The sequence below is a fragment of the Flavobacterium sp. HJ-32-4 genome, from assembly GCF_022532105.1.
Lineage (GTDB): Bacteria > Bacteroidota > Bacteroidia > Flavobacteriales > Flavobacteriaceae > Flavobacterium.
Genome location: NZ_CP092832.1, coordinates 2,485,727 through 2,503,524 on the forward strand (window position 1 = coordinate 2,485,727; position 17,798 = coordinate 2,503,524).

17 protein-coding genes are annotated in these 17,798 nt (G+C 51.2%); 8 read left to right on the top strand and 9 right to left on the bottom strand.

All coding sequences use genetic code 11. From position 1 onward, the window contains the following. Positions 1-21 precede the first annotated feature (21 nt). The 3 genes from MKO97_RS10455 to MKO97_RS10465 all read right to left on the bottom strand — a co-directional run bounded on the left by MKO97_RS10455 (position 22) and on the right by MKO97_RS10465 (position 1,819). A complete protein-coding gene (locus tag MKO97_RS10455; protein WP_241103168.1) occupies positions 22-396 on the bottom strand; it encodes a nuclear transport factor 2 family protein in 375 nt (124 codons plus the stop codon). A 209-nt stretch (positions 397-605) separates the two neighbouring features. Then, complete coding sequence (locus MKO97_RS10460) at positions 606-1,007, bottom strand: DUF1456 family protein (RefSeq protein WP_241103169.1); 402 nt, start codon at positions 1,005-1,007, stop codon at positions 606-608. A gap of 8 nt (positions 1,008-1,015) precedes the next feature. Further along, complete coding sequence (locus MKO97_RS10465; protein ID WP_241103170.1) at positions 1,016-1,819, bottom strand: alpha/beta hydrolase; 804 nt, start codon at positions 1,817-1,819, stop codon at positions 1,016-1,018. 5 nt (positions 1,820-1,824) lie between these two features. On the opposite strand from MKO97_RS10465, the gene MKO97_RS10470 reads away from it, so the two are divergent. After that, a complete protein-coding gene (locus MKO97_RS10470; RefSeq protein ID WP_256463638.1) occupies positions 1,825-2,262 on the top strand; it encodes a TerB family tellurite resistance protein in 438 nt (145 codons plus the stop codon). 127 nt (positions 2,263-2,389) lie between these two features. Then, on the top strand, positions 2,390-2,818 hold the full coding sequence (locus tag MKO97_RS10475) for an Hsp20/alpha crystallin family protein (protein WP_241103172.1): 429 nt from the start codon (positions 2,390-2,392) through the stop codon (positions 2,816-2,818). Between the two features lie 53 nt (positions 2,819-2,871). Here MKO97_RS10475 and uvrB read toward each other — a convergent pair whose 3' ends face one another. After that, on the bottom strand, positions 2,872-4,863 hold the full coding sequence (uvrB, locus tag MKO97_RS10480) for an excinuclease ABC subunit UvrB (RefSeq protein WP_241103173.1): 1,992 nt from the start codon (positions 4,861-4,863) through the stop codon (positions 2,872-2,874). A 44-nt stretch (positions 4,864-4,907) separates the two neighbouring features. Continuing rightward, positions 4,908-5,495: a GDP-mannose pyrophosphatase NudK gene (gene nudK, locus MKO97_RS10485; RefSeq protein ID WP_241103174.1), complete on the bottom strand. Its 588-nt coding sequence runs from the start codon at positions 5,493-5,495 to the stop codon at positions 4,908-4,910. Positions 5,496-5,586: 91 nt separating this feature from the next. On the opposite strand from nudK, the gene MKO97_RS10490 reads away from it, so the two are divergent. Continuing rightward, positions 5,587-6,450, top strand: a complete 864-nt coding sequence (locus tag MKO97_RS10490) for an alpha/beta fold hydrolase (RefSeq protein ID WP_241103175.1) — start codon at positions 5,587-5,589, stop codon at positions 6,448-6,450. A 61-nt stretch (positions 6,451-6,511) separates the two neighbouring features. Here the strand turns inward: MKO97_RS10490 and MKO97_RS10495 are convergent, their stop codons facing one another. The 4 genes from MKO97_RS10495 to MKO97_RS10510 all read right to left on the bottom strand — a co-directional run bounded on the left by MKO97_RS10495 (position 6,512) and on the right by MKO97_RS10510 (position 12,700). Next, a complete protein-coding gene (locus MKO97_RS10495) occupies positions 6,512-7,174 on the bottom strand; it encodes a thiamine diphosphokinase (protein WP_241103176.1) in 663 nt (220 codons plus the stop codon). A 33-nt stretch (positions 7,175-7,207) separates the two neighbouring features. After that, positions 7,208-8,020: a DUF4249 family protein gene (locus MKO97_RS10500; protein WP_241103177.1), complete on the bottom strand. Its 813-nt coding sequence runs from the start codon at positions 8,018-8,020 to the stop codon at positions 7,208-7,210. Between the two features lie 5 nt (positions 8,021-8,025). Continuing rightward, positions 8,026-10,401: a TonB-dependent receptor gene (locus MKO97_RS10505; RefSeq protein ID WP_241103178.1), complete on the bottom strand. Its 2,376-nt coding sequence runs from the start codon at positions 10,399-10,401 to the stop codon at positions 8,026-8,028. A gap of 76 nt (positions 10,402-10,477) precedes the next feature. Continuing rightward, the gene (locus MKO97_RS10510) at positions 10,478-12,700 is read right to left on the bottom strand and encodes an NADP-dependent isocitrate dehydrogenase (protein WP_241103179.1); all 2,223 of its coding nucleotides are present in this window, start codon (positions 12,698-12,700) and stop codon (positions 10,478-10,480) included. Between the two features lie 212 nt (positions 12,701-12,912). Between MKO97_RS10510 and MKO97_RS10515 the strand changes: the two genes are divergently transcribed. From MKO97_RS10515 to MKO97_RS10535, 5 genes are all read left to right on the top strand, one after another. Next, on the top strand, positions 12,913-14,085 hold the full coding sequence (locus tag MKO97_RS10515) for a class I SAM-dependent RNA methyltransferase (RefSeq protein ID WP_241105518.1): 1,173 nt from the start codon (positions 12,913-12,915) through the stop codon (positions 14,083-14,085). Next, a complete protein-coding gene (locus MKO97_RS10520; RefSeq protein ID WP_241103180.1) occupies positions 14,078-14,311 on the top strand; it encodes a hypothetical protein in 234 nt (77 codons plus the stop codon). The genes MKO97_RS10515 and MKO97_RS10520 overlap by 8 nt, the downstream gene beginning before the upstream one ends. 68 nt (positions 14,312-14,379) lie before the next feature. After that, positions 14,380-14,877, top strand: coding sequence for a thiol peroxidase (gene tpx / locus MKO97_RS10525; protein ID WP_241103181.1), 498 nt, complete (start codon positions 14,380-14,382; stop codon positions 14,875-14,877). Between the two features lie 4 nt (positions 14,878-14,881). Further along, complete coding sequence (locus tag MKO97_RS10530) at positions 14,882-15,256, top strand: diacylglycerol kinase (protein ID WP_241103182.1); 375 nt, start codon at positions 14,882-14,884, stop codon at positions 15,254-15,256. Between the two features lie 42 nt (positions 15,257-15,298). Then, complete coding sequence (locus MKO97_RS10535; protein ID WP_241103183.1) at positions 15,299-17,797, top strand: DNA translocase FtsK; 2,499 nt, start codon at positions 15,299-15,301, stop codon at positions 17,795-17,797. The last annotated feature ends 1 nt before the right edge of the window (position 17,798 follow it).

Genomic DNA, 17,798 nt, shown 5'->3' on the forward strand with positions numbered 1-17,798 from the left:
CCGGTGAAAACCGGGATTTTTTTATTCTGCCTGTACGATATGACCGTGGACGATGCGCCAGGCACGACCATCGAAACGCCAGACGCGGGTGGTGCGCATGCGCGAACCGAATTCGATGTCGCGGTAGACGCCTTTTCGTTCTTCGAGTGTATTGACGATTACCACCGATGTGTAGTCGGTTACGTGTTGCTGGAGGACCTTAATGGTATGGACGCGCATAACGCCGACATGGGACATTGGGATGTTGTCGACGCCTAAGAAAAATTCGCCGTATGCACTTACTACGGTAATGTTGGGGGCTACCATATTCCGAATCGCGTCGGCATCACCTGCTATGAACGCGCATAGCAGTCGCTCTTCGGCTTCCTTTACGAGGTGGACGTGTGTTTTTGGCATGCATTCTTTGGCTCCGCTTTGTAAGCCAGTTTCATTATCATTATCAACCCGCCAAAGCGATCGGGCAGCCCTTTCCGCCTTCTATCGGTGGCCGGAAACGGGGATGTTACTTGTGTAACAATCGAAAAGCGAAATACCCTACCTCCTTAATCTAAAAAAAGTTTCGTTATACGAACAATTCACAAATGATGAGGCAATTAGCGGGCATTTTACGTATTCTTCGGCGTTTTCTTGCCGTTTTTGAAACGTACATTTTCTACTACCGGGGTCTTCTTCGCATTCCGGGGTTTGGACGCCGGTTTTTTGGAGGCGGGTGCTTTTGGTGTGGGAGTAGTGGGTTTTTTAGCCTTCGGTGCCGTTGCGGCCAGCACGGTTTTGGGATCTTTCGGCGCCTCGCGTGGACCCCGCAGATGGAGGACGAGTCCGTTGAGGAAGTTACGCAACACCTGGTCGCCGCAGGAAACGTATTTCGGGTGATCGGCGTTGCGGAAGAAATTCCCGACTTCTCCTTTTGAAATCCGGAAGTCTACCAGTTCGAGTATCTCGACGATCTGGTCGTCGCGCAGCTGCAGGGCTACCCGCAGTTTTTTCAATATATCGTTGTTATCCATAGTCGTATTTAATAGAGCCAGAGAATCGCGTTGCGAAATCCCTCGCGCCAGAGTTTTTCGTTGTGTTTGCCGCCTTTTACGACGACTTTATTGGTGAGTTTTTCGCAGTAACAGCGTTTGGTGTCGAGTAGGCGCACCATACGGTCGACGTCGGGGACCATTTCCTCGCTTTCGCTGTCGCCGCACAGGAAGTAGACCTTCATTCGGATCTTTTCCTGTTTTTCCGCCAGGTCATAGATGGCGTTGCTGAACCAGAAAGACGGTGAAAAGGCCAATACCTTGCCGAAAATGTCAGGATGTCGCAGCCCGGCGTAGAACGAGACGAGTCCGCCCAACGAGCTGCCCCCGATTGCCGTATTTTTTCGTGTCGTTTTCGTGCGGTACACCCGATCGATGTGTGGCTTCAGCGTCTGCACGATGAAATCGATATAGGCATCCGCGCCGCCGCCGCCGTATTTTTCGTGGGGGTAGGGCGTGAGTTCCGACAGTCGTTTCTCGCCGCCGTTTTCGATACCGACCACGATGATGTTGGCGTTCAGGCTGTCCAGCGTTTCGTCGACTTCCCATTCGCCGGCAAACGACGTTTTGGTGTCAAACAGGTTCTGGGCGTCATGGAGGTATAAGACGGGATAGCGTTTCTTTTTATCAGAGGTGTAGGATTTCGGCAGGTAGAGCCAGATTTTACGCGGGCCGCCGAGTTGTGGGGCATCAATCGTAAAGGTTGAGACCCGGGGCGAGGCCGTGCTTCCCTGGGCGTGTACGCGAACCATCACAAACACCAAAAGCGCGGTGAAGAGCAGAATGCGGATCATGGAAGGTGATTTGTGTATTTTTGCTAAAAGTACGTAAATCGATGGAGAACTACGAAGAAAGAATCAGCCTGTTGCACGATATGATTGCCTTTTCGGTCGTCGACGGCATGTTACATAAAAAGGAGTACGATTTCCTTTGGATGATCGCAAACGACCTGGGAATTGACAAGTCTACGTTTGATGGGATGTTCCACCGGGAAGAATACCCGACCGTGATACGTTCGGAGTTCGAGCGCATCAAGCAGTTTTACCGGTTGGCGTTGCTGATGCATATCGACGGTATCCTGCATGAAAAGGAAGAAACGACCCTTGCGCAGGCATGTATCAACATGGGGCTTAATCCCGCGGCGACGCGACGCATCCTGCACCTTATGAAGCAATCACCGGATCGGGTGGTAGACGCGGACACCCTGTTTGCTGCTTTTCGCGCACAACAAAACTAACAATACGCCATTTTGACACAATTTTGTCGTTAAACGCATGTAAATCGGACTTTATGTCTGGTTTCGTAGGGATGGAATATCGTTTGTAAAGAGAACGGCAACAATGTCAAACTTAAATAACAACGATATGAATATGGTTAAGCGCACAAACGGTACCTGGTTTCCTTCTTTTTTGGATGACGTATTGCGTCCGGATTTTCTGGGGGGCGTACAAAGTTTCCATCCGTTAACTCCGGCGGTCAATATCCGCGAAACCGACACAGCCTTTTTCATTGAGGTCGCCGTACCCGGCAAAAAGAAAGAGGATATCAAACTGGAAGTCGACAAGAACATCCTGACGATTTCGTCCGAAGAGCAAACCCAGCATGAAGAGATCAACGAACGCTATACGCGCCGTGAGTTTGCGTATGGCAGTTTCCGTCGTTCGTTCACCCTGCCTAAGACGGTGAGCGACGACCAGATAGAGGCGTCATATGAAGCGGGTGTCCTGAAGCTGACCCTGCCGAAACGCCTCGAAGCGTTGCCGAAGCCGAAGCGTACTATTGAGATCGGCTAATACAATAGGTTTCTTATAATTCGTGAAAAAGCTCCCGATTGGGAGCTTTTTTGCTATTCCTCCAGTTGTCCCTGCAGCTTTTTGATTTCATCACGAAGGCGGGCGGCCTGCATGAAGTCGAGGTCTTTCGCCGCTTTTTCCATCGCTTTCCGTTTGTCGCGGATGAGCTTTTCGACATCGCCCTTCGAACGGTAGATATCGACGGGTTCTGCGGCCGCTTTCTCCGGCGACAGTTCTGCATCGACCAGGCTGTAGCGCGTGAAGACATTATCAAGTTTCTTATTGAGCGCGGTTGGGGTAATGTTGTGCGTAGCGTTGTAGTTGAGCTGCTTCGTCCGGCGGTAGTTGGTTTCGTCGATCGTCCGTTGCATGCTGTCGGTGATTTTGTCGGCATACATGATGGCCTTGCCGTTCAGGTTACGGGCTGCCCGTCCGATGGTCTGGGTAAGCGAACGGTTGTTGCGAAGGAAGCCTTCTTTGTCGGCATCGAGAATGGCGACCAATGACACCTCCGGAAGGTCGAGTCCTTCCCGCAAAAGGTTCACGCCAATCAGTACGTCGAATATTCCTTTTCGTAAATCCTGCATGATTTCGATACGCTCGAGTGTATCCACTTCTGAGTGGATGTAGCGGCAACGGATGCCTACTTTCGTCAGGTATTTGGCGAGTTCTTCGGCCATCCGTTTGGTAAGCGTCGTCACGAGGGTGCGTTCGTCGATCTCGGCCCGTTGTTGGATTTCATCGATCAGGTCGTCGATCTGGTTGAGGCTCGGGCGCACTTCAATGACTGGGTCGATGAGTCCGGTTGGGCGGATGATCTGTTCCACATAAATCCCTTCCGATTTCTGCAATTCGTATTCCGCCGGGGTAGCCGAGACATATATCACCTGGTTCTGCAGTGCTTCGAACTCCTCGAATTTCAACGGACGGTTGTCCATCGCCGCCGGCAAGCGGAATCCATATTCCACCAAATTTTCCTTCCTGCTACGATCGCCGCCGAACATGGCGTGCACCTGTGACACCGTGACGTGGCTTTCGTCGACGACCATCAGGAAGTCTTTCGGGAAATAGTCGAGGAGGCAAAAGGGCCGTGTTCCCGGAAGGCGTCCGTCGAGGTAACGCGAGTAATTTTCGATGCCGGAGCAATAGCCCAGTTCCCGGATCATTTCAAGGTCAAATGTCGTCCGTTCCTCCAATCGTTTGGCTTCGAGGTGTTTTCCGATGGATTTGAAGTAGTCGACCTGTTTTACCATATCCTGCTGGATGTCCCATATCGCCCGCTGCAACACATCCGGTGACGTCACAAACATATTGGCCGGGTAGATGTTGAGTTTGTCGAATTTCTCGATGACGAGGGAGGTCTTTGGGTCAAACGCTTCGATTTCCTCAATCTCATCCCCAAAAAAGTGGATGCGATAGGGTTCGTCGGCATAGCCCGGAAAGATCTCGACCGTGTCGCCCTTGATGCGGAAACGACCGGGCGTGAAATCCGCATCTGTTCGGGAATACAGGGCCTGGACGAGTCGGTGGAGTAAATTGGTCCGCGACACCATCTGGCCACTATGTACCGAGATGACATTTTTCTGGAACTCCACCGGGTTGCCGATACCATACAGGCACGACACCGATGCCACGACCAACACGTCCCGTCGGCCGGATAGGAGGGAAGAGGTGGTGCTGAGTCGCATCTTCTCCAACTCCTCGTTAATGGAAAGGTCTTTTTCAATATACACACCCGTGACCGGCATATACGCTTCCGGTTGGTAGTAGTCGTAGTAGGAAACAAAATACTCAATGGCGTTGTTCGGGAAAAACTGCTTGAACTCCGAATACAATTGCGCAGCGAGTGTTTTGTTATGGGCCAATACGAGCGTGGGGCGCTGGACTTCCTGCACCACATTGGCAATCGTAAACGTTTTTCCGGAACCCGTTACGCCCAATAAGGTCTGGTATTTTTCGCCTTCGCGGATACCACGCGCCAATGAGGCAATTGCCTGCGGTTGGTCGCCCATGGGCTGGAAATCGGAAACCACTTGAAATCGCATAGAAGGAGTTTTGAGTGTTGAGTTTGTAATTTTCTTAATTTGGCTTATTGGTCAAATAGTTTCTTCATCTCGGCGTATTGCAGCAGTAGGATGGTTTTGGCATCGCGGATGTCGCCGTTCTCCACCATCTCCATCGCGCGTTGGAAGGGCAGCTCGAGTACTTCGATATTCTCGTGTTCGGATTCGAGCCCACCACCGTCCCCTTTTTTCATTTCCGGCAGGTATTCACCAATGAATAAATGGAGGATTTCGGTCACCGATCCGGGCGACATGTAAGTTTCATAGACCTTTCGTACTTCACGGACTTCATAGCCGGTTTCCTCGATCGCTTCCCGTCGGATGCATTCGGCCGGATCGTCTTCTTCCAACAGGCCGGCGCAGGCTTCGATCATCATGCCCGTGGGGTTGCCGTTCAGGTAGGTCGGCATACGGAATTGGCGGGTGAGGATGATGGTACGGTTGGCAACATTATACAAAAGGATGGCGGCTCCGTTGCCACGGTCATACGCCTCACGGTACTGTCGTTCGATCGTCCCGTCGGGCTTTTCGTAATCGAACGTGATGCGTTCAAGGCGGTAATGGTTGTCGGACAGAAGCTTTTTTTCGACGATGTCGATCTTGGGCGTGTGCATGTGGGACATTTGTAGTTTAAAGATAGGTTTTTATGCGGTTAGCAAATCCTTTAGGCGAAAAATAACGTAATTTTAGATCAATTCGTACCCAATGGAAAAGAAACGCAGGTTCCGGAAGCGCTATGTGGCGGCCGTCGTGTTTTTAGTGTATGTCGTCATGTGCCAGTCGTGTATGACGATGAAATATTCCCACAAAGAAACAGCGGCCTATTTTGCCAAAAGTCACGTGGCGTATCATGATAGCACGCTGGTGTTCGGGGATCGCAACATCCACTACATTGAAACAGGAGACAAGACAAAACCTACGTTGTATTTCATCCATGGTTCACCGGGGAGTTGGACGGCCTTTGAAACCTACCTGACCGATTCGCTGCTGCTTTCGAAATACCGGATGGTCTCCTTTGACCGACCGGGTTTTGGGGATAGTAACTATGGCGACGTCGAAAACCTGCCGACCCAGGCCGCGCGTCTGTCAAACGCTATCGCCGTACTTGACAACGGCCAACCCTGTGTGTTGATTGGCCATTCGATGGGCGGGCCGGTGGTGTTGAAGATCGCGTCGTTGCATCCGGACCGGTATGAAAACGTGGTCGTGCTGTCGGGTTCGGTGGATCCGCAGGCCGAGAATCCGGAAAAATGGCGCCCGGTTATTGCCACGGCCCCCTTGCGGTATTTGATTCCCGGCGCGATGCGTATGTCAAACGATGAACTTTGGTTGTTAAAGACGGATCTGTATGGGTTACAAGCCAACCTGAAAAAAATCACCTCGCGGGTGTTGATTGTCCACGGCACGAAAGATCCGCTGGTGCCGTATGAGAACGTGGCGTTTATGAGGAGGGAACTGGAGAATGCTAAAACGCTGAACGTCATCACCATCCCGAATGCCAACCACTTCATTCCGTGGGAACACTTTGATGAAATCCGGGACGCTTTGTTTAAACTTCCCCTTCACTAATCCTATACGACCAGCAAAAAGGCAAAAACCTTCCTACAACGTTTTGCCTGGAGATACGAAATCAGTCGTAACATTCCATGAGCAATAAGTCGCCTTCGACGTGGTCGATCGCCACAATGCCATCCTGTGCCACACGGTTGCTGCTGCCGGTACGGTAGCCAATCGACAGGCTGTCGTTTTGTAGCGACCATACAAGGTTATCGGTAGTAATCCCCGTTACTGTCCCAATCGGAATCAACGACAGGTTGGTGCCTTCCGGATACCATTTTCGGTAGCTTCTCGGCAGCATGAACACCTTCGAATGGTCATCCAATATGGTAATATGCAGCCTGTTTCGGTATTGGATGATACTCGTAAGGTTGGTGATGGTATGATCGGCGCGCTTCCCTGTGGCCCAAACGACATTTGCCGCTGGAATGCCCCGGTCGATCAAATAGTCGAACGCTTTTTCAAGATCGGTTTTGTCCTGGTTGGGAGCGTAGACGATGTCCAAAGGATACTGTTGCTCGCGATACACTTCCGGATCAAAACCACGGTCAAAATCCCCTAGTAACACATCGATTTTGATTCCTAAAGGCAGCACCCGTTCGATAGCGGAATCCAACACGATGACCAACGGTTGCCACTCCAGTAACTGGCCGAGTAATTCGTCGCTACACGGTGCGCCGTTGGCGATGATCAGTGCCGGTTCCTGGTCGTCACGTACGATGTGGTGGGAAGACATGCGGCAAAGTTACGCGATCCGGACCGGTTTTCGCTACTGGACGGTATAACTTGCCGAGTCGACCTCCGACACCCTGAAATACCCCAGGGCATATTTTGCAGGTTCGGTCGTATTGACCAGGTTACCCCGTACGGTTGCAGGAGGCGTTCCAAAAGGCCCTTGGTTGTTGCCCGCCACCGTAACCAGTTTTTGGATGTATTCCTGGCAACGGCGCGATACGCCGGCCAGTCGAAAGTTGACGACATCGCCTGCTTTCAGGTCTTCGTCACTAAAGAACTCAAAGGTGCGGTTCCCCTGGAAGAACTCATCCGAATACGAATAAAAATCTGGGTAGGGAATGACTTCCGTATCAAAACGGGCAACGTAGTAATTCAGCGCGTTGGGATCGTCCTGGTAGAAAAACCGGACTTCAATTTCGTCGCCGAGAAATCCTCCGTCGTTTTCCTGTTCGACCTCACCGATGTCAGGTACAGGGAAGAGTGTTTCGGTAGCGGTATAGGTATTGCCACCGCTTGTTACCGATAGGGTATACGTCTCGTTCAATACCGGCACGAAGTTGCGGCATACGTAGTCGCCCGGGTTTTCTTCGGTAAAACTGAATGTAGCACCGCTGCCTGCCGTAACTTCAACTATTGCGTCGGATACGGTCGGAACTGTTTCGTCGTAATAGCCTGCTGTAGTGGTAAGGCGGATATGTTGTTCGCTGCCCTCGGTGCCTTTCTGCCACTCGAGTGCGGCATCTATGACAAGACGTGGTGCGGCGGTGTCGAGATCGACATCAATTACTTTCTCACAGGATGAAAACGTCAGTGCGGCCAATGCCAGGCAAAAGAAAAGTCGTTTCATACAGATTAGAATTTGAAATTAAAGGTAACACTGGGAACAATCCCGAATATTGACAGGCGTACGGCTTCGTTTCGGCCCGTGTCTTCATTTTGCCGGAACGAGATCGAGGCTGCGTTCATGCGGTTATAGAGGTTGTAAATACCAAACACCCACTCCCGATCGTACCGCTGTCCGGGGCGTTTGCGAGGTACATACGTAGCGGCCACATCAAGGTGGTGGTAGGCCGGAAGGCGGTTTTCGTTCCGCAGTCCGTAGCTCGGCACGATGATGCCCTGGTACTCGTACTGCCCGTTCGGAAAGGTTACAGGTTGCCCCGACTGCAAGGTGAAATTGGCGGAAAACTGCCAGCGTTCGTTCCATTTGTAGGAGCTGGTGATGGCAAGGTTATGCAGTTTATCATAGGGAGTCTTATACCATTCTCCGTTGTTGATACCCGGTTCGTTGCTGTCGCGGCCCGGTGTGCGTTGTTCCGAACGCGAAAGGGTATAGGCGATCCAGCCGTTCAGGCGGCCGCTGTTCTTGCGCAGCATCACTTCCCAACCATAGGCACGCGCGCGGCCCGGCAGCACGACCTGTTCAATGGCCTCGTTGGCGATCAGGTCGGCACCGTCGATATAGTCGACGCGGTTTTGTAGTGTTTTATAGAAGACTTCGGTTTCGAGTGAATAATCACTTTCGATGAAGTTCCGGAAGTAGCCCATCGACCACTGGTCCTGTAACTGCGGTTTCAGGTATTGGTCGCTCGGTGCCCATACGTCCAGCGGAGTAGGCGACTGGCTGTTCGAGATCAGGTGCAGGTATTGTGCCATACGGATGTATCCTGCCTTGATCGACGTATTGTCATTGAGTTGGTAAGACAGGGCAAAGCGTGGCTCGGCATTCGAAAAAGAACTGATGCGATCGCCGGTTCCGTAATACCGCACCCCAATCGGATCGGCTTTCTCATAAATCCCCAACTCCGGATTGTACACAACGGCGCGGTTATCGGCATATTGGTTTAGGTTCTGGGCTCCCATGCGATAGAAGAAGCTCCACCGCAGGCCGTAATCCACCGACAGACGGTCGGTCAACTGTTGCTCGGCTTCCAGATAGAGTGCCGGCTCTACAGCATATTTGTGTTCGAGCGCCCGTGGATTGATGCCCGAGTCGGCTCCCGAAGGCGAAATTTCCCCCGGATTAAAATCGTGGTAAATGGCGTTCAATCCGTACGACAATTTCGTTTTCTCGTTCAGGTAATATTTAAAGTCGTACTTTATGTTGTAGTTGCGAATACCTGAATCCCATTGGAATCCGATAAAGTTCAATGTCAAACCGTAATAGTAGTCACTGTAGATAAGGGAGAGGTTAGAGAACAACCGGTCCGAGAAAAGGTGGTTCCAGCGAAGGTTCAATACTGCATTGCCATACAGGTTGTTGAAGTTGTCACTGATATCAAAGGCATCGCGTCCGAAATAGCCTGACAGGAACAGATTGTTCTGGCTGTTAAGACGGTAGCTGAGTTTGGTATTCAGGTCATAAAAATAGGCTGAATTGGCATTTCCGGTTGCTTTCAGGAACAGGTGGGCATAGGAAGCACGGCCAGCCGCCAGAAACGAACCCCGTCCTTTTTCAATAGGACCCTCCGCCAATAAACGACTTGAGATGAGTCCGATGCCACCATTGGCATGGAATTCATTTTGATTTCCCTCCTTTTGATAGATATCCAATACCGATGAAACCCGCCCGCCATAACGCGCCGGGATGCCGCCTTTATAGAGTTTCAGGTCTTTGATGGCGTCTGTATTGAAAACGGAGAAAAAGCCAAAGAGGTGGGAGGTGTTGTAAATCGTCGCTTCATCCAGCAACACCAGGTTTTGGTCAGCGGCGCCCCCGCGTACGTTGAACCCTGATGCCCCCTCGCCGGCATTGGTAACGCCCGGCAATTGAAGGATGGATTTCAGGATGTCAGTTTCACCCAACACCACCGGCATCCGCTTGATTTGCTGTACGCTTAGTTTGTTGACGCCAATTTCAGGCCGCCGCACATCCGTACGTGTACTGTTGGAATTGATGGTAACCTCCTCCAATTCCTGTTGTTCGGACGTGACATCAATGTCTAGTTTTACATCCGAGGTCAACTCCACGGTCTTTTCGATACTCGGATAGCCGAGATAGCTTATGACCAGATGGTACGTACCCGCCGGTAGGGTCAGCGAGTAAAAACCGTACTCATTGGTGGTAATGCCCGACTTCGTCTCTGAGACGTACAGACTCGCACCAATGAGTGTTTCTTTTGAAGAGGCATCTTTGACGGTACCCGAAAGGGTATACTTTTGCTGTGCAAAGGCGGAGAGCGATACCAAGAGGAACAGCCATCCGCAACTACTTTTAAATAAGCGCATGAGGTAGGGTAGTAAATCGATGCGCAAAGGTAGTACGTCCCCTTACTGCTTTTTTTTTCGCGATGTTAATTTTATGTTATACCAACTGCGCTAAAATCGTGTTGAGCGTGGTACTTGGTCGCATCGCCGCTTCGGTAAGACGCGCATCAGGGCGATAATAACCGCCGATTTCCTGACGCGAACCCTGGGCACCGATCAGTTCGGCGTCGATTTTCCCTTCGTTTTCGGTAAGAGCCGCCGCAATTGGCGTAAAGATCGCTTTCAATTCTGCATCTTTATCCTGGTTAGACAACGCCTGCGCCCAGTAAAGGGCAAGGTAAAAATGCGAACCGCGGTTATCGATTTGCCCGACTTTTCGTGCCGGTGATTTGTCATTTTCAAGGAACTTCTCCGTGGCGGCATCGAGGGTTTCCGAGAGGACCATCGCTTTCGGGTTCTGCTGCGTCTGCCCCAAATGTTCAAGGGAGACGCCCAGCGCCAGGAACTCGCCCAGCGAATCCCACCGGAGGTATCCTTCCTCTACAAACTGCTCCACGTGTTTAGGGGCTGATCCTCCTGCGCCGGTTTCGAAAAGACCACCGCCGTTCATTAACGGCACGATCGACAACATCTTGGCGGAGGTACCCAATTCCAGGATAGGGAAGAGGTCGGTGAGGTAGTCACGCAGGACGTTCCCGGTCACCGAAATCGTGTCTTCGCCTTTACGGATGCGCTCCAGTGACACTTTCGTTGCCGCAATCGGATCAAGGATGCGGATATCAAGTCCGTTCGTGTCATATTCTTTTAAGTACGTCTGTACTTTCGCAATCAATTCCCGGTCATGGGCGCGTTGTTCATCAAGCCAGAAAAGGGCAGGTGTACTCGACAAACGCGCGCGGTTTACCGCCAGTTTTACCCAGTCGCGGATCGGCGCGTCTTTGGTTTGGCACATGCGGAAGATATCGCCTTTTGAAACGGGCTGTTCCATAAAAACGCTGCCGGTTCCGGATACCACCCGAATTACGCCATCGCCTTCTGCCTGGAAGGTCTTGTCGTGTGAACCATATTCTTCTGCTTTTTGCGCCATGAGTCCTACATTCGGCACACTTCCCATAGTACGCGGGTCAAACGCACCGTTTTTCTTGCAATCGTCAATGGTGGCAACATAAACGCCGGCGTAACATCGGTCAGGGATAATAGCCTTAGTGTCTTGTGGCTTACCGTCTTTGTTCCACATTTGTCCGGATGTGCGGATCATAGCCGGCATCGAAGCATCCACAATCACGTCGGAAGGCACATGTAGGTTGGTAATGCCTTTATCGGAATTGACCATGGCCAGGGCGGGTCCGTTTGCGATAGCAGTTGCCAACGCATCTTCTACTTCCTGTTGTTGTGGATGACCGGCGATCTTGGCGTATACATCACCTAAGCCGTTGCGTGTGTCAACGCCGAGTTCTTTAAACAGTGTAGCAAAACGCCCGAACACGTCGGCAAAGAACACATCCACGAAGGCACCGAAAATAATAGGATCGGAGACCTTCATCATCGTCGCTTTCAGGTGTACGGAAAAGAGGATATTTTTCGCTTTCGCATCGGCTATCTGTTCTTCCACGAACCGTGTCAACGACGAAAGCCGCATCACAGCACTGTCGATGACTTCACCTGCCAGAAGCGGGCTGTCGGCTTTCAACACTTTAACGTCACCATTGCTGCCATGGAATTCGATATGGAACGTGTCATCCGACGCCACGGTAACGGATTGCTCGCTTCCGTAAAAGTCGCCTTCGGTCATACTCGCCACCTCGGTCTTCGAATCTGGCGACCAGGCACCCATGCTATGCGGGTTCTTCCTCGCATAGTTCTTAACGGCTTTCGGGGCGCGACGGTCGGAGTTCCCTTCCCGCAACACCGGGTTAACGGCCGATCCCAATACTTTGGCGTACTTTAGTTTGATCACTTTGTCAGCATCGGTCTTCGGGTCTTCCGGATAGTCCGGCAATGCATATCCTTTCGCCTGCAACTCGGCGATCGCTGCTTTCAACTGCGGTACAGAAGCGGAAATATTCGGCAGCTTGATGATGTTCGCTTCGGGCAGTAGTGCCATGGCGCCCAGTTCGGCCAGGTCGTCGTTCTGCCGTTGGCCTTCGTTCAGGTACTCCGGAAAGTTAGCCAGGATTCGCCCTGACAACGAGATATCCCGGGTCGAAACGGTAATCCCTGCCGGTGCGGCAAAGGCTTGTACAATGGGAAGGAACGAATGGGTGGCGAGCATCGGGGCTTCGTCGGTAATGGTGTAAAGGATAGTAGCTTTATCGGACATGTTTGCGTGTGTTAAGGTCGTTTCGCTTTTTTCAAAACGCGGTTACAAATATAAGGGAAAGCGCTGTCGGACGGCTACCGGAAAAGGCGAAAACGATATAATTGACAATATGGCAAAAAGAACGGTAGAATTTTGGCGAAATGAAAAAATCCGGATCGAAGCCCTTATCCGGAATCTTTGAAATTAACGTACTTTTGCGGCAAATTCTCCCGATGGAAGACAATTTCACGATGATTGCCAAAACCTTCTTCGGCTTCGAAGAAATACTGGCGAAGGAACTGCGCAACCTCGGCGCCCAGCAGGTCGAGATCGGTACCCGCATGGTGCGGTTTGTGGGCGATAAAGGCTTTATGTATAAGGCCAACCTATCGTTGCGTACGGCCTTAAAAATATTGAAACCCATTGCGGGTTTTCGCGCGTTCAACGACTTGCAATTATATAAAGGAATACAGTCGATCGACTGGAGCGAATTGCTGGGTGCGGAAGAAACCTTCGTCATCGACGCCACGGTGCACTCGGACCGTTTCCGTCATTCGCAGTTTGTTGCACAGAAATGCAAGGATGCCATCGTCGACCAGTTTCGTGAAAAGACCGGACAACGGCCCTCTATCGATAAAGAATTTCCCCACCTGCGGATCAATGTGCACATCGACCGGGAACAGTGTTCGGTAGCGCTCGACACTTCCGGCGCATCGCTCCACCATCGGGGTTACCGAACGGCTACGAATATCGCACCCATCAATGAAGTGTTGGCCGCCGGAATGCTTTTGCTGGCAGGTTGGGACGGGCAGGGTGACTTCCTCGACCCGATGTGCGGAAGTGGTACCATCCTGGCGGAAGCCGCGATGATCGCCTGTAACATTCCTGCCAACATCAACCGTAAGGAGTTTGCGTTTGAGAAATGGAAGGACTGGGACAGCGTGCTCTTCGAAACCATTGTGTCGTCTTTATTGAAGAAGACACGCGAATTCCATTATACGATCAACGGCTACGATAAGGCACCCAGCGCCGTCCTGAAAGCCAAGGATAATTTGAAGAATGCCAACCTCGACGATTATGTCACGGTAACTGAGCGGAATTTCTTCGACAGCGAAAAAGAGGTGCGGGGTCCGCTTTTGATGGTGTTCAATCCGCCGTATGGCGAGCGACTCGATATTGATATCGAACGCTTTTATCGGGAGTTGGGCGACACGCTGAAACAAAGCTATCCGAATACCCACGCCTGGTTTATAACGGCGAATGCGGAGGCGTTGCGTTTCATCGGACTCAAGCCTTCCCGTAAAATCAAACTGTTCAATGGCGGTCTCGAATCGCGTTTCGTCAAGTTCGAAATGTATGAGGGCAGCAAGAAAGGAAAGTATCTAAGTCAACCTGATAATGAGTAACAAAACGAAAGCATTGGTTTATAATTTTCTGGGATACGCGGCTTTTTTTATCCCTGTGTATTTTCTGGTACAACACTTTACCCACTTGACCGATTGGTGGAGGCCACTGACAGCCTTTATGGTAGCGACGCTCCTCGCCCCTAAATTCCAGGCCGTACGGACGGCTGAGGGCGAAAAGCTGTTCATGAAGTGGATCTTTTCCAAAGGTGTCAAGAAAATCGGATAAATGTCTGCATTGGTCGCGAGTCCTTCCACATCCCATTTTGAATCCCTATTTTTGTCAAAACACTTGATATGTCTACAGTAACATTGGGCGGCAATGCCGTCATGACCAGCGGGCAACTGCCACAGAACGGCACTGCGGCCCCTGATTTTAAATTGGTAAAGAACGATCTTTCTGTCGCCAAACTGGCTGATTTCAAAGGCAGTAAGCTCGTATTGAATATCTTCCCGAGTGTCGATACCGGCACCTGTGCCGCTTCCGTTCGCAAATTCAACGAAAAGGCGTCGTCACTTGAGAACACGAAAGTGCTTTGCATTTCGAAAGACCTGCCGTTCGCACAAAAGCGTTTTTGTGCAGCAGAAGGACTCGACAACGTCATCAACCTGTCGGACTTCCGTGACGGTAGTTTCGGAAAAACCTATGGCGTCGATTTTACCACTGGTCCATTGGAAGGATTGTTGTCACGCTGCGTAGTTGTTATCGACGAAAACGGAATCGTGCAATACGCTGAACAGGTGGCCGAAACGGCGGATGAGCCGAACTATGAGGCAGCCCTCGCGGCACTGTAACACGATGAAGCAGGATCATTCTTTCGTCACCGGACGGGTGAAAAGTGTTCGGTATGCGCTGGTCGGCGCGTGGAAACTCCTCACCACCGAACACAGTATCATGGTGCAGGCGAGCCTCGGTGTTGTCCTTACGATTGCCGGCTTTTTCTTCCATATCAAAAAAGAGGAATGGTTGGCCCAAACCTTTGCGATCGGGTTGGTGTTGGCGGTTGAGGGAGTGAACACGGCGGTTGAAAAGATAGCCGATTTTATCCACCCGGATTACCATGCCAAGATTGGGTTTATTAAGGATATTGGGGCCGGGGCCGTTTTTTTTGCCGCTATGGCCGCCCTCGCGGTTTGCGGTATTATCTACGTTCCCTACCTGATGGCACCCTGACGGACGGAATTTTAGTATTTTTACGCTCCATATAACATTCCCATGGCAAAACAGCAAAAGGAAAAAGTCCGTAACGACGCTGCCGAAACTACACCCAAAACGTGGTTTCCCCGGCAGTACCAGGTCGTGTTGGGCGTATTGCTCGTGTTGTTTTCACTCGCCCTGCTGTTGGCGTTCGTATCGTTTTTCATTTACGGACAGGAAGACCAAAGCGCCGTTTCCCAACTGACGGATCGCACCGCGGTCACAGGGAATTGGTTGGGTAAATTCGGAGCCTATCTGGCCGACATCTTCGTATACAAAGGATTCGGCGTCGGATCATTTCTGTTTGTACGTCTTTTTTTCCTGACAGGTGCGTATCTCGTACTTGACCTTAAGGTATCCAAATTACGCAACACCTGGTTCTGGGATTTGTATGCTGTCGCCGTTATTGCGGTGATGATGGGTTTCTTCGCCGCCTTCCTGCCCGAGCTCGGCGGTGTGGTGGGATATGAAATGAACCTGTTCCTCCAGGATTATATCGGCAAAACCGGAACAGCGTTCGTGCTGATTTTTGCCTTTGTCATTTACCTGATTTTCAAGATTCGTATATCGCCTGATTCTATCAAGGCCTTGTTCGAGCGTACGCGTTCGGAAATCAAGGAAGACATCGCATCGGTGCAGTCACCGGTTGCCGACGGTGCGACGGCGTATAATCTTGAAGAGTTTGCGGTCGATGAGCAAGATGAACACCATCCGGGTCCGGAACTCGCCACTGCTTTTCCGATAGAGGAGGAGGAGGATATTCCGGAGCCGGAGTTGATTACCAAACCGGTCTCCCAATTCGAAATCGACCGCGAAGCGCTTAAGCCCACTATTGGTTCGGCTTCGGAATTGTCGATCGACCTGACACCGAAAGTCGTGCCGCCGCCGGTTAAGCCTATTATGGATGTTCCCGCTCCTGAAGAAGAATTCGTGATTGAGAAGATAGAGGAGGAGGACATCATTGAAGAAAACCTCGCGTCGAAGTTGGTCGAGGATTTTGGGTTGTTCGATCCTACGCTTGAATTGTCGAACTACAAATTTCCGACCATCGATCTGTTGAAAGAGTATTCGACCAGCGGCATTACCATCAACCAGGAAGAACTCGAAGAGAACAAAAACCGTATTGTCGAGACGCTCGGACACTATAAAATCGACATTGCACAGATCAAGGCAACGGTCGGGCCGTCGGTGACGTTATACGAAATCATACCCGAAGCCGGTATCCGGATTTCGAAAATCAAAAGTCTGGAAGACGACATCGCTCTTTCGCTTTCGGCATTGGGCATCCGGATTATCGCACCAATTCCGGGAAAAGGAACGATTGGTATTGAGGTGCCGAACCAAAAACCGACGATGGTATCGATGCGGAGCGTCATCAGTTCCGCTAAATTCCAGGAAGCCGAAATGGAACTTCCGATTGCACTTGGGAAAACCATTTCCAACGAAACCTTCGTGGTAGACCTGGCGAAGATGCCGCACTTGCTGATGGCTGGTGCGACCGGGCAGGGAAAATCGGTGGGATTGAACGCCGTATTGACGTCACTCCTATATAAGAAGCATCCGGCGGAAGTGAAATTCGTGTTGGTCGATCCGAAGAAAGTAGAATTGACGCTTTTCAACAAGATCGAACGCCACTATCTCGCTAAGTTACCGGATACGGAAGATGCGATCATCACCGACAATAATAAGGTCATCAACACCCTGAACTCGTTGTGTGTGGAAATGGACGACCGCTACTCGCTGTTGAAGGATGCGATGGTGCGGAATATCAAGGAATACAACGAAAAGTTCAAGTCGCGTCGCCTGAATCCTGAGAACGGGCACCGCTTCCTACCGTATATTGTATTGGTTGTCGACGAGTTTGCCGATCTCATCATGACGGCCGGTAAGGAAGTCGAGACACCGATTGCGCGATTGGCCCAATTGGCGCGTGCCATCGGTATCCACCTGATCATCGCCACACAACGTCCGTCGGTGAATGTCATCACGGGTATCATCAAGGCGAACTTCCCGGCGCGTATTGCCTTCCGGGTGACGTCGAAGATCGATTCGCGTACCATCCTTGACAGCCAGGGTGCCGACCAGCTCATTGGACGCGGTGACCTACTGTATTCCAATGGAAATGACGTAATACGGGTGCAATGTGCGTTCGTTGATACGCCGGAAGTAGAGAAGATTACCGAGTTCATCGGATCGCAGAAAGCCTATCCAAATGCGTATTTATTGCCGGAATTTACCGGAGATGACGATACTGGCATCAAAATTGATATGGACATCTCTGAGCGTGATCCGTTGTTCCGGGAAGCTGCCGAAGTCATTGTGGCGGCGCAACAGGGTTCTGCCTCACTTCTGCAACGGAAACTCAAATTGGGTTACAACCGCGCGGGTCGTCTCATTGATCAGATGGAAGCGGCTGGAATCGTCGGACCGTTCGAAGGAAGTAAGGCACGTAATGTCATGATCCCGGACCTGCAGGCGCTCGAGCAGTTTTTTAACAATGAGCAAAATGATTTTTAAA

Excerpts from the sequence above, each read along its gene's own strand:
- nudK (WP_241103174.1), bottom strand. The coding sequence starts at position 5,495 with ATGCACACGCCCAAGATCGACATCGTCGAAAAAAAGCTTCTGTCCGAC.
- MKO97_RS10510 (WP_241103179.1), bottom strand. The coding sequence starts at position 12,700 with ATGTCCGATAAAGCTACTATCCTTTACACCATTACCGACGAAGCCCCG.
- MKO97_RS10535 (WP_241103183.1), top strand. The coding sequence starts at position 15,299 with ATGGCAAAACAGCAAAAGGAAAAAGTCCGTAACGACGCTGCCGAAACT.
- tpx (WP_241103181.1), top strand. The coding sequence starts at position 14,380 with ATGTCTACAGTAACATTGGGCGGCAATGCCGTCATGACCAGCGGGCAA.
- MKO97_RS10475 (WP_241103172.1), top strand. The coding sequence starts at position 2,390 with ATGAATATGGTTAAGCGCACAAACGGTACCTGGTTTCCTTCTTTTTTG.
- MKO97_RS10490 (WP_241103175.1), top strand. The coding sequence starts at position 5,587 with ATGGAAAAGAAACGCAGGTTCCGGAAGCGCTATGTGGCGGCCGTCGTG.
- MKO97_RS10500 (WP_241103177.1), bottom strand. The coding sequence starts at position 8,020 with ATGAAACGACTTTTCTTTTGCCTGGCATTGGCCGCACTGACGTTTTCA.
- MKO97_RS10530 (WP_241103182.1), top strand. The coding sequence starts at position 14,882 with ATGAAGCAGGATCATTCTTTCGTCACCGGACGGGTGAAAAGTGTTCGG.
- MKO97_RS10520 (WP_241103180.1), top strand. The coding sequence starts at position 14,078 with ATGAGTAACAAAACGAAAGCATTGGTTTATAATTTTCTGGGATACGCG.
- MKO97_RS10460 (WP_241103169.1), bottom strand. The coding sequence starts at position 1,007 with ATGGATAACAACGATATATTGAAAAAACTGCGGGTAGCCCTGCAGCTG.
- MKO97_RS10495 (WP_241103176.1), bottom strand. The coding sequence starts at position 7,174 with ATGTCTTCCCACCACATCGTACGTGACGACCAGGAACCGGCACTGATC.
- uvrB (WP_241103173.1), bottom strand. The coding sequence starts at position 4,863 with ATGCGATTTCAAGTGGTTTCCGATTTCCAGCCCATGGGCGACCAACCG.
- MKO97_RS10515 (WP_241105518.1), top strand. The coding sequence starts at position 12,913 with ATGGAAGACAATTTCACGATGATTGCCAAAACCTTCTTCGGCTTCGAA.
- MKO97_RS10505 (WP_241103178.1), bottom strand. The coding sequence starts at position 10,401 with ATGCGCTTATTTAAAAGTAGTTGCGGATGGCTGTTCCTCTTGGTATCG.
- MKO97_RS10465 (WP_241103170.1), bottom strand. The coding sequence starts at position 1,819 with ATGATCCGCATTCTGCTCTTCACCGCGCTTTTGGTGTTTGTGATGGTT.
- MKO97_RS10455 (WP_241103168.1), bottom strand. The coding sequence starts at position 396 with ATGCCAAAAACACACGTCCACCTCGTAAAGGAAGCCGAAGAGCGACTG.